Origin of the sequence: Sorangium sp. So ce204, from assembly GCF_051526795.1 — a bacterium.
GTDB classification, from domain to species: domain Bacteria; phylum Myxococcota_A; class Polyangia; order Polyangiales; family Polyangiaceae; genus Sorangium; species Sorangium cellulosum_B.
In genome coordinates this window covers 1,492,461-1,505,177 of the sequence record NZ_CP150317.1, presented here as the reverse complement: position 1 = coordinate 1,505,177, position 12,717 = coordinate 1,492,461, and the positions used below count along the sequence as shown (strand labels likewise).

Annotated in this window: 9 protein-coding genes and 1 pseudogene; 7 read left to right on the top strand and 3 right to left on the bottom strand. The window is 70.6% G+C overall.

Annotated elements, in window-relative coordinates; all coding sequences use genetic code 11:
• Positions 1-684: 684 nt before the first annotated feature.
• Positions 685-3,162 (top strand): aldo/keto reductase, encoded by a 2,478-nt coding sequence (locus WMF22_RS05465; protein WP_438035084.1) that lies wholly within the window; start codon positions 685-687, stop codon positions 3,160-3,162.
• 308 nt (positions 3,163-3,470) lie between these two features.
• On the opposite strand, the gene WMF22_RS05460 is transcribed toward WMF22_RS05465, so the two are convergent.
• A complete protein-coding gene (locus WMF22_RS05460; RefSeq protein ID WP_438035083.1) occupies positions 3,471-4,505 on the bottom strand; it encodes a formylglycine-generating enzyme family protein in 1,035 nt (344 codons plus the stop codon).
• A 257-nt stretch (positions 4,506-4,762) separates the two neighbouring features.
• Between WMF22_RS05460 and ilvA the strand changes: the two are divergent.
• Positions 4,763-6,280, top strand: a pseudogene (ilvA, locus tag WMF22_RS05455) (threonine ammonia-lyase, biosynthetic); the annotation flags it as partial.
• A 500-nt stretch (positions 6,281-6,780) separates the two neighbouring features.
• Here the strand turns inward: ilvA and WMF22_RS05450 are convergent.
• Positions 6,781-6,996, bottom strand: coding sequence for a nuclear transport factor 2 family protein (locus tag WMF22_RS05450; RefSeq protein ID WP_438035082.1), 216 nt, complete (start codon positions 6,994-6,996; stop codon positions 6,781-6,783).
• Between the two features lie 6 nt (positions 6,997-7,002).
• On the bottom strand, positions 7,003-7,677 hold the full coding sequence (locus WMF22_RS05445; RefSeq protein ID WP_438035081.1) for a serine/threonine-protein kinase: 675 nt from the start codon (positions 7,675-7,677) through the stop codon (positions 7,003-7,005).
• A 264-nt stretch (positions 7,678-7,941) separates the two neighbouring features.
• Here WMF22_RS05445 and WMF22_RS05440 point away from each other — a divergent pair, with 264 nt between their 5' ends.
• The 5 genes from WMF22_RS05440 (at position 7,942) to WMF22_RS05420 (ending at position 12,388) form a co-directional block, all read left to right on the top strand.
• Positions 7,942-8,790 carry an SDR family oxidoreductase gene (locus tag WMF22_RS05440; protein WP_438035080.1) on the top strand — a complete coding sequence of 283 codons (849 nt, stop codon included), beginning with the start codon at positions 7,942-7,944 and terminating at the stop codon, positions 8,788-8,790.
• Positions 8,791-8,801: 11 nt separating this feature from the next.
• Positions 8,802-11,171, top strand: a complete 2,370-nt coding sequence (locus tag WMF22_RS05435; RefSeq protein WP_438035079.1) for a tetratricopeptide repeat protein — start codon at positions 8,802-8,804, stop codon at positions 11,169-11,171.
• Positions 11,168-11,431 carry a GIY-YIG nuclease family protein gene (locus WMF22_RS05430; RefSeq protein ID WP_438035078.1) on the top strand — a complete coding sequence of 88 codons (264 nt, stop codon included), beginning with the start codon at positions 11,168-11,170 and terminating at the stop codon, positions 11,429-11,431. The genes WMF22_RS05435 and WMF22_RS05430 overlap by 4 nt, the downstream gene beginning before the upstream one ends.
• An 80-nt stretch (positions 11,432-11,511) precedes the next feature.
• A complete protein-coding gene (locus WMF22_RS05425; RefSeq protein WP_438035077.1) occupies positions 11,512-12,135 on the top strand; it encodes a PH domain-containing protein in 624 nt (207 codons plus the stop codon).
• 34 nt (positions 12,136-12,169) lie between these two features.
• A complete protein-coding gene (locus WMF22_RS05420; protein WP_012233609.1) occupies positions 12,170-12,388 on the top strand; it encodes a hypothetical protein in 219 nt (72 codons plus the stop codon).
• The last annotated feature ends 329 nt before the right edge of the window (positions 12,389-12,717 follow it).

The following is a 12,717-nucleotide window of genomic DNA, read 5'->3' as shown; positions in this document are numbered from 1 at the left end:
GGACGAGGCGCTGGCCGCGCGTGGCCTCACCCGCACCGTGATCGCGGTGCTGCGCCGCCAGGCCAGTCGCCGACTCCGATCGGTGATGCGGCGGGCCCTTCACCGCAGGCGACGCGACGGAGGAGGGCGCCCCGTTGGGCCACACCGGAGCCGCCCTTTGCGCGCAACAGGCGAAAACGACGAAATATCTACTATTTCCGGTGGCCGCTCGTCATCGACCGATTTTGCTGGCGGATCCCCTGGGATCTCGGAGGGGCATGACCTGCTCCGTGAATGATAACGAGGGTTGTCGGCATGTCCCCGGCCGGAGGCGACCAAGGCGCCGGGGACATTTCGACACACAGGCCGGCGTTTGGATCCGTCGATTCCGAGAGATCGCCGGCGCGCGTCCAGGCGAGCGGCGCGCTCCGCCGCGCCACCCCGACGACGGCCTCGGAGGGTAGCCGCGGGGGGCGGAGCGTGCGTGCTGTGGCGCGCGGCGCCCCGGCCGCGGCTGCTTGACTGCACGACCGAGGTTCGAAAGAATCTCAACAGGTATGTATTCAGCCCTCTTTCGGAACGTGCTCGTCGAACCGCCCGGGCCGGACCCGCACGCCGGGTGGTGTGGCAGGGGACGCCAGGGATCGCCTCGGGCCCCTGTGCCGATTCTGGGGTCCCTTCGATCGGCGGGTTTGGAGGATCAATATGGCTGACGATCGAGCTCTCGCGTCATTCTTGGACACTTCTCCTGCGCCCGTGGCCGAGCCAGAGCCGAGCGAGGCCCTGCGCGGCGCGCTCACGTTCGGCACCTACCGAGTCGGTGGCGAGACGGCCGCGCGCTTGGTGACGAGCGCGCTCGAAGCGGGGGTGCGCAGCGTCGACACGGCCCACCTGTACAAGAACGAGCCGGCCGTATTCGCTGCGGTGCGCGCCTTCGAAGCCGCGCATCCCGAGCTGCCGCAGATTCGTGTTTGTACGAAGATCTTCAAGCATCTGCTGTTCGATCAAACGTTGCGGGCGGTCGAAGGCTCTGTCGTGCGGCTCGGTCGCGCGCTCGATTTGGTGCTGCTGCATCGCCCGCTGCCCGCCGCGATGTGGCGCGCGCTCGATGCCGCGGTCGCGCGCGGATTGGTGAATGAAATCGGGGTTTCGAACTATTCCGCTGCGCGTTTGAAGGAGCTGCTGATGCTCTGCGACGGCGTGACAGGCGAGCCTTGCCGTCGCCCCGCGGTGAATCAAGTGGAGCTCCACCCCTTTGTCGGACCCGTGCAGCCACTCCTGGCGCTGTGCCGCGCGGAGGGGATCCGCGTGCAAGGACACACGGTGCTTGCGCGCGGGCAATTCCTCGAGTTTCCGCCGCTCGTGCGCCTCGCGCGGTCGCTCGGGGTTTCGACCGCGGTGGTCATGCTGCGTTGGGCACAACAGCTCGGTGCCGAAGTCGTGTTTCACACGACCCAGGCGCAACATCTGCGTGAGGTGATCGACGCGACGCGCGCCGCCGAGCCGGTGCTCAGCGCGCTTCAGCTGGCCGAGATCAGCGGCTACTATGGTCTCGAAACGCGGCGCTTCTTTCCGGAGGCGGCCACACCCTCGCTCGACGCCGAGCTCGGCGAGGTGACCGACACCGGGACCTACGTCGAACGGGTGGCTGCGCGCTTGGCCGAAGATCGCCGTGCCCTCGAAGCCGGGCTGCCCGTGTCCGACCTGGCGCTGAACCTGCCCGCGAACTCCAATCGCCAGCTCTCGACGGACCCCGTGGCCAACCAGCTCGCGCTGCGTCTCTTCCCAGTCGAGGGCGACAAGACCGCGGTATCCAGCTATGGGCGTTTTCGCGATCTCGTGCGCAAGCTGCGTTCGCGCGCGCAAGCACAAAAAGAAGCACAACTCAAAAGCAGGACACCGATCTGCTCGCTCAAGCCGGGTCACCCGGCACTTCGTCCGCTGCGTTTCGTCGACGGCGAGCCGGTGTCCATGGCCGTGGCCTATCCCGAAGCCATGCCGGTAGAGGTCGCGCCCGCGCACGAGCTCGCCCCCTTCTTCGACTTTCTGCGGGATCCGGAGCGCCTCGGCTCCTCGCCGCCGGATCTCGGCGAGGCGCCGCTCATCTTCCAGCGCGGCGCTTACTACGCGGACGAACGCATGGACCTGTGCAAGCAGGTCGTGGGGCCCGCTCACATCGCCGCGCTGTGCGAAGCCGTGGAGCGACCGTTCAGCGCGGCGCACGCGCCGCGCTGGGGCCGGGTGCGGCACTTCCTGCTCGGAAATAACATTGCGTGCCAGGGCGCGGGCGATGAAGGGGCGCGTGCGTTCGCGCGTCTGATGTCCAATCCCGAGGTGACGATCGAGACCTGGTACCTCGCAGGCAATTGCATCGACGCGGAGGACATGGGCATCATTGCCCAAGCGCTCGAAGACAATCGCCATGCGCGCGCGTTGTGGTTGAAGCGCAATCCGCTCGGCGCGGGCGGCGCAGCGCATCTCGGCCGTTTGTTGGCCAAGAACAGCACCCTGTCGCTCCTCGACGTGCACAACACGGGTCTATTCGACGAGGGCATCGAAGCCTTGGCGGACGCCTTCGAAGCCGCAGGTGGCGTCCTGCATCTCCGCCACCTGTACGCTGCTGCCAATGCGTTCTCACCGCGCAGCATCGCCGCGCTGCGCCGTCTGTTCACCAGACAGCTGCCAGAACCGAGCTCGCTCGTGTCGCTGTCATTGTCGCTCAATCGCTTGGGCAACCCGGGCTGCGATGCGTTCGTCGACCTGCTCGAGGCCGGTGCGCTCGCCCGCCTCGAACGCCTGGATCTCGGCTCGATCGGCCTCGATCGACCGGATTTGACGCGGCTCGTGGACGGACTCATCGCCCACTGTCCGAAGCTTCGCAGCCTGAACCTGGGCACGTACCTGAGCACGCGCGACCTGGGCGAAAAGACCAATCTGCTTCGGCCGGAGGTCAGCGCGCTCGTTCGCTTGCTTCGCGAGCACCCGGCGCTCGAGCTGCTCGACGTCTCGATCTGCGGCTTACCCCAGGCCTCCATCGACGAGCTCGTCGCTGCCTGCGGCGCTCACCAATCGCTCCACGGCGTTGGCGGCCATGCGCTTCATCATACGGAGCTCGAACGGCGCTTCTTGAAGCACCCCGAGCGCGTGCTGCACATCGACTCGATCTATCGGGGACGGGCGTAAGCCTGGCGGCCGCGGCGGTGCGCGTCGCGGGATCCACGAGCCACGGGCGCCTCGTGCTACGATCCCCTCGTGATGAAGGAGAAGGCCAGGCCGGGCGAGACCCTCATCGCGCGCAACAAGCGCGCGGTGCACCGGCGGTCGTCTGAGGCGGCGCGCGGGCGCGGGTCGGCCGGGACGCGGTGCCCTGGGTCGGCGCGCGGCGGCTCCACGTGCTTCGGAACTCGTGCCACGCCGGAGGCGTGCGGAGCTGCCGGCCGGGCGGTGCCAGGGCGCGGTGGTGTCGTACCCGTGACGGTAGAAGACGTCGCTCACGGATCCCGCGCGCACCGGACCCCGATGCCGGCTGCGCGGGTCGTCGGAACCCGATGGTCGCGGGTGGAGAGGAGCAGCGCCTCCGGGACGCTGCGCCAGCCGCCGCCGCGCATCACCCGCTCCGTCCCGCCCGTCGTGACGGAGCAGTCCACGCAGTCGGGCGTATAATCCGCGTGCCAGTCCAGCGCCCACTCCCACACGCCCCCCGCCAGATCCGCTTGCTTGAACAGCCCGTCTCCCTGCGGTGACCTCGATCCGACCGGAAGGACGTCCTCGATCACGCACCCCGCCGCATCGCTACCATTGCAGGCATACACGGCGTGGTCCGGATCGATGGCCACATCGTCCGGCGAGGCGGACCACGGATAGGGACGCTGCTCGGCGCCGCCGGCCGCCGCGTAGCCCAGCTCCGCGTCTGTCGGCAGCCGGCCGCCGTCCCACGCGCAGAACGCAAACGCCAGGTGCCAGCTCACGCAGTTCATCGCCAGGCGCTCGTTCGCGCCGGGCTCATCCGTCCACACCCACGTCGTGCCCTCCGAATCGCAGAGCAGCCCTTCCAGGAGCTTCGCTCTGTCCGCCGGCAGATGTTCGTCCCACGTCGCGTACCACCCGCTGCCCGCGATCCTCGGGTGAGCGCCCGCGTCCACGGCTGGCCGGCTCCCGGGATACGCGTCCACGAACGCGCGGAACCGCCCCAGCGTGACCTCGAACCGATCCAGCAGCAAGTCGCTCACGGTGGCCGGGAAAGCCGGGTCGTTGCTCCGGTTGAACGTGCCGCCGGTCACCAGCTCGCTCGCGCAGCAGCTCTCGTCTTCCGCCGGCCCGCACGTCGCAGGCAGCCCGACGCAGCGACTGCCGGTTTCCACGCTGCCGCCACCACCACCACGGCCGCCGCCGCCGTCGGCGCCGCCGCCGCTGCCGCCGTGCTCCTCTACTGGATGGTAGGGCTTGTCCAGCCCGACGACCGTCGTGCACCCGACGCCCGGCAGGCACAGCGCCACCCAGGACCACCGCGCAGATCGCTTCCTCATGCTCGTATCTCTGTTATCGAGGCGAGAGCCAGGAATCAATAGAGCGCTGCTGGATGGTCGGAGGAGGGGCATCCTCGTGTGACGCGCGCGGGCGCGGCTCGGCCGCAGGACGCGCGAGGTGGATCAAGGGCCGACATCCACGGCCTCGAGGCCGTAGCGCCCGAATGAGCAGAGCGCGCGGTCGCCGGAGAGATGCCCTGAGGGGTGTTCCACGAACGAGTTGACGATGCGCGCCGAGGACCGTAGCTTTCGCCGCCCAAATGGCACCAAGCGGTTATCTCGAGCGAATCCTGCGCGCCCGCGTGTACGACGTGGCCCAGGAAAGCCCCCTGGAGGATGCGCCGCGGCTCTCCGCGCGCCTGGGCAACCGCGTGCTGATCAAGCGCGAGGACCTGCAGCCCGTCTTCTCCTTCAAGCTGCGCGGCGCTTACAACAAGATCTCCTCGCTGAGCGCGGCCGAGAAGGCGCGCGGCGTGATCGCCGCCTCAGCGGGCAACCACGCGCAGGGGGTGGCCCTCGCCGCCCAGCGGCTCGGCATCCGCGCCTGCATTGTGATGCCGACCACGACTCCCCGGATCAAGGTCGACGCCGTGCGCGCGCTCGGCGCGGAGATCGAGCTGATCGGGGATTCTTACGATGAAGCCTACGCCCATGCCAAGACGCTCGAAGCGAGCGAGGGGCTGACCTTCGTGCACCCGTACGACGACCCGGACGTGATCGCGGGTCAGGGCACCATCGCCCTGGAGATCATGCGCCAGCATCGCGGGTCGCTGGACGCCATCTTCGTGCCCGTGGGCGGCGGCGGGCTGATCGCCGGTATCGGCGCGTATATCAAGCATCTGTACCCCGAGATCAAGCTCATCGGCGTGGAGCCGGACGACGCCGCGTGTCTGCGCGCGGCGCTCGACGCGGGCGAGCGCGTGCGGCTGAGTCAGGTCGGGCTGTTCGCCGACGGCGTGGCGGTCCGTCAGGTGGGCGAGGAGCCGTTTCGCATCGCCCAGCGGTGCGTGGATGACGTGATCGTGGTGGACACCGACGCCATCTGTGCCGCCATCAAGGATATCTTCGACGACACGCGCTCGATCGCCGAGCCGTCAGGCGCGCTGGCGGTCGCGGGCCTCAAAGCGTACGTCGAACGCGAGGGCCTGGGCGGAAAGACGCTGGTGGCGATCCTCAGCGGTGCGAACATGAACTTCGACCGCCTGCGGCACGTGGTCGAGCGGGCAGAGCTCGGCGAACAGCGCGAGGCGCTGTTCGCGGTCACCATTCCGGAGCGACCGGGCGCGTTCCGCGAGTTCTGCCAGCTTCTCGGGCGCGCGACCATCACGGAGTTCAATTATCGTTTTGGGCGTGTGGACGAGGCGCAGATCTTCGTCGGCGTGGGCCTGTCCCACGGGCGCAAGCAGCGCGACGAAATTCTGGAGCGCCTCCACGACGCCAGGCTGCCGGTCATCGACCTCAGCATGGACGAGATGGCCAAGTTGCACGTGCGCTACATGGTCGGCGGGCGCGCCCCGACAGCGAACGAGCGGCTCCTACGTTTCGAGTTCCCGGAGCGCCCCGGGGCGCTGATGCAGTTCCTCACGCACATCGGCGGGCGCTGGAACATCAGCCTGTTCCACTACCGCAACCACGGCGCCGCGTTCGGGCGAGTCCTCGCCGCCTTGCAGGTCCCGGAGCCGGAATACGACGAGTTCGACCGTTTTCTCACCGACCTCGGTTATCCATTCATCGAAGAGACGAAGAATGCGGCCTATCATCTCTTCTTGAGATGATGAAACACCAGCACTCGCCGGTGGGGATGTACGTCACGTCCGTCACCCAGACTTGGTTGGGCGCTTGGTGGGCGTGCTCAGGTGAGCGTCGACTCTTGCCCGCGCGGACTCCGAGCGCTTGACCCACGCGTGCGCGTGTCGGAGATCCTGTCGGACGCTCCGAGGGCATGTCGAACGATCCGGACGGCCACGTAGGTCTCGAGCGGCACCCACCGCCCGCCGTCGGGTCGGACCACCTCGATCGCCCGTCGCAGGTGGCTGAGCAGCGACACGTCACCGTGGCATCGCGCCGGTCGACCCGCATCTTCTTCCCCGGTCGATTCCCCGGTCGACGCGCTCCGTGCACCAGCTCTCTTCCGGCCTCCTCTTCGATGCCCTGCACCTTGTGGCTTCCGAGCATGGCGGCGCGAAGGCGCTCGTGACGTTCAACGGCTCAGACTTCCTCCGGTTGGCCGCTCCGACCTCGCCGCGCGTGGTGATCCCTCCGGAGGCACCCGAGGTCACTCTTTGACTCCTGACAGGGCTTCGCCCGGCGTGAGCTCCGCCTGGGTCAGCTCCAGGTGGTAGTCGGGGAACGCGGTGCCCAGGATCTCGATGGCGGCGCGCATCGCCGCGGCCCCCACGAGCGGCTCCTCCAGCTCCGGCGCCGTGCGGATGGCGTCCTCCGTGTGCAGGGCCTGCCAGGCGTCCCAGTCGCGGCTGTTGGTCGCGTCCAAGCGTTGCTAGATGACGGCGATCTGCTCGGCCAGTGACAGCTCGACCGGCGCCTGGTCCACGGACCTTTCCGCCGGTTGGAAGGGGGGCGAGACCTGGACGCTGCCGCGGATGTCGAACCGCATGCCCTTCTGGGGCAGATCCGCGGGATCGCGGCCGGAGAGCACGTGCAGCAGCGTGGCGCCGAGCCCATAGAGATCGCTCCCGGGCGCGGCGCGGCCGCGGAACTGCTCCGGGGCCATGTAACCGTACGTGCCCACCACGGTGCTCCCTCCCGAGGTCGTGTCCCGCGCCTCCCCCACGGCGCCGAAATCGACGAGGTACACGGAGCCGTCCTCGTCGCGGAGGAGGTTCTGCGGCTTGATGTCGCGGTGGACGATGGGCTGGCTGAAGCCCTGGAGATAAAGCAACGTCCGCAGGACGTGCCGCGCGATGGTCGACGCCTCGGCCTCGTCGGCGCGCCATCCGTCCTTGACCCAGGCCGAGAGCGGTCGCCCCGGCGCGAGCTCCTGCATCAGATAGAAGCAAGTCCCCTGCGCGCCCTCGAGCTTGAGGTAATCGATATAGCGAGGAATGCTGGGGTGGGTGAGGCTCGCGAGGCCCCTCGCCTCGCGCTCGAACAGATCGAGGGCCTTCCACTCCGCGCGCTTCCAGATCAGGAGCAGTTGACCCGATTCGTTCAACAATGCCTCGCTCGAGAGGCGCTGTCGCTCACGTGAGCAGCGCCGGCGTCGCGCAGCGGGATCGGCGGTCCGAGCGCGCGCCGGCCGCGAGGCGTCTGGCAGGCGCGCCGGGCGATCGCCGCGCCGTGGAGCAATCCGCGCCCGCCGCCGGAGCCGGACGGGCAAGCGCCCCCGAACGCCGGGGCCTTTCTGCCTGGGACGCCGGGTACACCCCGGATCGCCCGGCGTGTGGCGGCGCCCGCTGAGCCGTTGTAAACGCGGGGCGTGACCCAGGTGCGCTCGATCTTCGCCCCAGGACTCTTCGGACACCAGGTAGCGATCGTCACCGGCGGAGGCAGCGGCATCGGCCTCGCGTGCGCGCGTGAGCTCGCTTACCTCGGCGCGAAGGTCGCCCTCTGCGGCCGCCGGGCCGACAAGCTCGAGGCCGCGGCGACGACGCTCGCGGGCGACGGCGTCCCCGGCGACGACGTGCTCGCCGCGCCGTGTGATATCCGCGAGCCGGAGCAGATCGCCGCCTTCGTGGGCCAGGTCCTCGAGAAATTCGGCCGCGTCGACGTCCTCGTGAACAATGCCGGCGGCCAGTTCCCGAGCCCGGCCATGGACATGACGCCGAAGGGGTGGGAGGCGGTCGTGCGCAACAACCTGAACGGCACCTTCTTCATGACGCGCGAGGTCGCGAGGCGCGCGATGCTCCCGGCGCGCCGCGGCCGGATCGTGAACGTCACCGCGTCGGTGAGCCGCGGCTTCCCGGGCATGGCGCACACGGGCGCCGCGCGCGCCGGCGTGGAGAACCTGACCCGCTCGCTCGCCGTCGAGTGGGCGGCGCTCGGCATCCGCGTCAACTCGGTCGCGCCCGGCAGCAACATCCGGTCGAGCGGCACGTCGCAGTACGGCGACGAGCTGCTCGAGCTCGCGCGGCGCGCCACGCCGCTCAAGCGCCTCGCCACCCCCGAGGAGGTCTCGCGGCTCATCGTCTTCCTCGCCAGCGACCAGAACGACTTCATCACGGGCGCGGTCTACGGCGTCGACGGCGGCCAGCCGCTCTGGGGCGACATCTGGTCCATCCCCGAGCCGGACGGCGCGCCGGGCGCTCCGCCGGACGTGAAGGGCTGAGAGGGCGCGGCGTGACCTATCCGCCCCCGTCCCCTGCCGCCGCGCGCGACCCCATGTCCAGCGCGCTCGACGACGACACGACGACGCCGTACGGGCCGCCGTCCTCCGGGCCGCCGCCGTCGGCAGGGCCGCCGCCGTCCTTCGGCCCGCCGCCGTCCTCCGGACTACCGCCGTCGGCAGGGCCGCCCGCCGCGCCGTCCTTCCTCGGGGACGCCGCGCGGCGCGTGCGCGACTACTTCCTCGCGCTCGACCCGACCTTCCTTTCCGCGATCGCGCCGCTCGCGCTTGTCGCGGTCATCCTCTTCACGCGCGCACCGTCGACGAACTACATCTTCGACGAGCAGGAGGCGCTGCTCGCCAACCCGTACGTGAACGCGAAGGGCGGGATCGGCTTCCTCGACGCGATCCACCGCGATTTCTGGGGGCTGCCGCCCGACCGGAGCGTCGGCTCTTACCGCCCGCTGCCGAACTTCCTCTGGCGGACGATCTGGGCGGTCACGAAGCAGCCGTTCTTCCACCACTTCTACAACGTCCTCTTCCACGCGGTGAACGGCGCGCTGCTCACGTGCGTCACGTTCTGGCTCACGCGGCGGCGCGGGCTCGCGTACCTCAGCGGGCTGCTCTTCGTCGGCTGCGCGGTGCTCACCGAGGCGGTGAGCGGCATCGTGGGCATCGCCGACGTGCTCGGGGGCATGGGGGCGATCGCCGCCCTCGCCGCCCTCGCGCTGCCCGCGTGGGCGATGCCGTTCGGCGTGTTCGCGGCCGTGCTCTTCGGCCTCTTCTCCAAGGAGAGCGCGCTCGTCTGTGTGCCGCTCGTCCCGTTCGCCGCGCTGATCGCCGCGCCGCTCACCCACCCCACGCGGCCGGCGCGGTTCGTCCGGGCGCTGCTCGCGCTGCTCGCCGCGGGCGCGGCGTTCGTGCTCTACGTCGAGCTCCGGCGGCGCTGGTTCCCCGCGCCCATGCCGGCCGAGCTCGCCGCGCCGCTCCCCGAGGGCGCGCCGCTCGTGAAGCGCGCGCTCCACGAGGCGCTCGTCTGGTTCCACCAGGCGCCCCTGCCGCGCGATCCGCTCAACAACCCGCTCGGCGCCGCGGACATGCCGCACCGGATCGCCGGCGCGCTGCGCGTCTACTGGCGGGGCCTCACCCAGATCGTGTTCCCGTGGACGCTGAGCGGCGACTACTCGTACCCGCAGGAGCCGGTGCCGGACAGGCTTGTCTTCTTCGGCAGCGTCGCCGGCGCCGCGATGATGGTGCTGCCCCCGCTCGGCTCGCTCGCGCTCTGGATCGCGGCCCTCCGCCGCGAGCACCTGGAGCGGCGCGAGCGGCGCTCGGTGCGCGCCGCCTTCCTTGTGGACGGCGGCCAGGCGACGTCGCGGAGGTGGCCGCTGCTCCTCGCGGGGGCGCTGCTCGCGGTCGCGGCGGCGGGGCTCGCGGCGTACGACTGGCACGTGCTCCGCCCGGCGGGGCGCGTTCCGCTGCTCCGGGCGCTGCCGCTCGTGCTCTGGCCGCTGCCGTTCCTGCCCGCGTTCCTCCTCGGGCTCGGGCTGCTCGTCGAGGGCGCGCGCCCCCTGCCCTGCCCGGCGACGGCGGACAGGAGCGCCTGGGTGCCGCTGCGCCGCGGCTACGCGGGGCTGTGCATCGCGGCGATCGGGCTGACCTGGGTCGTGGTGAGCTACTTCCCGCACTCGAACATCCCGGTCGTCCTGCCGACGGTGCGCGCCGAGCGCTTCTGGTACTTCCCGGCCATCGGCTCGTCGCTCGTGCTCGCCGTCGCCTTCTCGTGGCTCCACGAGGCGCTCGCGGGCTCGACCCTCACGCCGCGCGCGCGCTGGTCGTGGCGGGCGTGGGTGACGCCGGCGCTGTTCGTCCTCTTCTTCGGCTTCCAGTGCGCCCAGGCCTACCGGCACGCGATGGACTACCGCAACGACCTCGATTTCTGGGCGGCGACGAAGGAGGCGGTCCCGAACAGCGCCAAGGCGCACCTCAACTACTCGGTGATGAAGGGCGCCCGCGGCGACCTGGAGGCCCGCCTCGCCGAGAGCAAGATCGCGATGGAGCTCGCCCCGACGTGGCCGATGGCGCACGTGTACACGGGCGACACGCTCTGCCGGATGCACCGCCCCGACGAGGCCTTCCCGCACTACCAGCGCGGCATGGAGCTCGGCCCGAACGAGCTGAGCCTGATCGCGCTCGCGCTGCAGTGCCTGCACGACGAGCAGCGGCTCGCGGCGCACGACGCGGAGCTCAGGCGGCTCGCGGAGGAGCACCCCGGAACGTGGCTCGCGTACCTCGCGACCGACACGCTCGACAACGGCGCGACGCACGGCGGAGTGGACCCGAAGTACCGGCCGCGCGGCTACAACGAGGGGCCGAAGGAGTGACGGCGGGCTGGCACGTCTACATCCTGCGCTGCGGCGATGGGTCGTTCTACACGGGGATCGCCCGCGACGTGGAGGCGCGCTTCGCGCAGCACGCGGCGGGGCGCGGGGCGCGGTACACGCGCGGACGGGGGCCGCTCGCGGTGGTCCACGTCGAGGCGGCGGCCGACAGGGGGGAGGCCCTGCGGAGGGAGGCGGCGATCCGGCGGCTAGGGCGCGCGGGGAAGGAGGCGCTCGCCGCCGAGGGCCGCGGGGCAACGTGAACGTTTACGACCACGTAAATGTTCGGATGTAGGACAACGCGGCGCGAAGCTTGGTGGTTGCCGTGGATCTCACGCCCGGGATGTCGACTAGAATCGTCGGGGTGAAGCCCTGCCCCTTCTGCGCGGAGCAGATCCAGGACGCCGCGATCAAGTGCCGATTCTGCGGCAGCATGCTCGACGAGCGAGCGCCGGTGGCCGCGGCCCCCGCCGCGCCGCTCGCCCCTGCCACCCCCGCCGGCGGCGCGCTCGCCCCCACCCCCCACGCCGGCGGCGCGCTCGCCCCCGCGCCGGGCGCGGCGCGCGTCCTGTTCGAGGGGACTCCGAGCTGGAAGGCGTGGTTCTGGTCCTACGTGGCGGCGAGCGTGCTCTCGCTCGTCCTCGTGGGCCTCATCTGGCTCGGCATCCTGCACTGGAAGCGCAAGAGCCTCCGCTACAAGATCACCGATCGCACGATCGACTACGAGGCCGGCCTGCTCACGCGCCGGATCGAGACCCTGCAGCTCTGGCGGGTGCTCGACATCGACCTCCGCCAGACGTTCATGCAGCGGCTGCTCGACGTCGCGGAGATCCGCGTGTTCACGAAGGACGCGAGCGATCCCGAGCTCGTCATCCGGGGGCTGCCGGCGTCGCGCGAGCTGTTCGAGGCGCTCAAGAACGCGGCGGAGCTCGCGCGCCAGCAGCGCGTGCTCGGCGTCGTGCAGTGAGCGCGGCCCACGAAGCCTAGATCGGAGCCCGACCATGCCCCCGAGGCGATCCCCGCTCGATGAGCTCCCGGACGTGCGCGACGGCCTGACCCGCGCCGAGCGCATCATCCTGTGGAAGCTCTCCGAGCTCGAGAAGGAGTTCAACGGCCGCAACGTGCCCACGGCCACGCTCTACGGCCGCGTCGTCGAGCACATCGACCTCTCGGTCCCCGAGTTCCAGCGCCTGATGCAGCGCCTCGTCGGCGTGCGCTGAGGGCACCCCGGCGCGGCGCGCTCCGGCGCGCGGCTCCTCCCCGCGCCTCGCGAAGCCCTCGTCTCGTCGGGCTTCGCGCGCATCCGCAGGGTCTCGTGGCCCGACGGCGTCTCCGGCGACCCGCGGGAAAGCTCGCGACGCCTCCAGAGCCAGGCTGCTCCGCGCCGCCCGCCCCACCTGAGGCCGAGGGCGACGCGCAGCGGCGCCGGGTCATCGGAGGCTGCATGGCCACGCACGATCCGAGCACGCGGCGAGCAGCACCGAGCGGCCGTTGCCACCTCCTCCCGGACCTGTTCCTCGCAGCGACGGACACGCGAGCGCACGAGAAG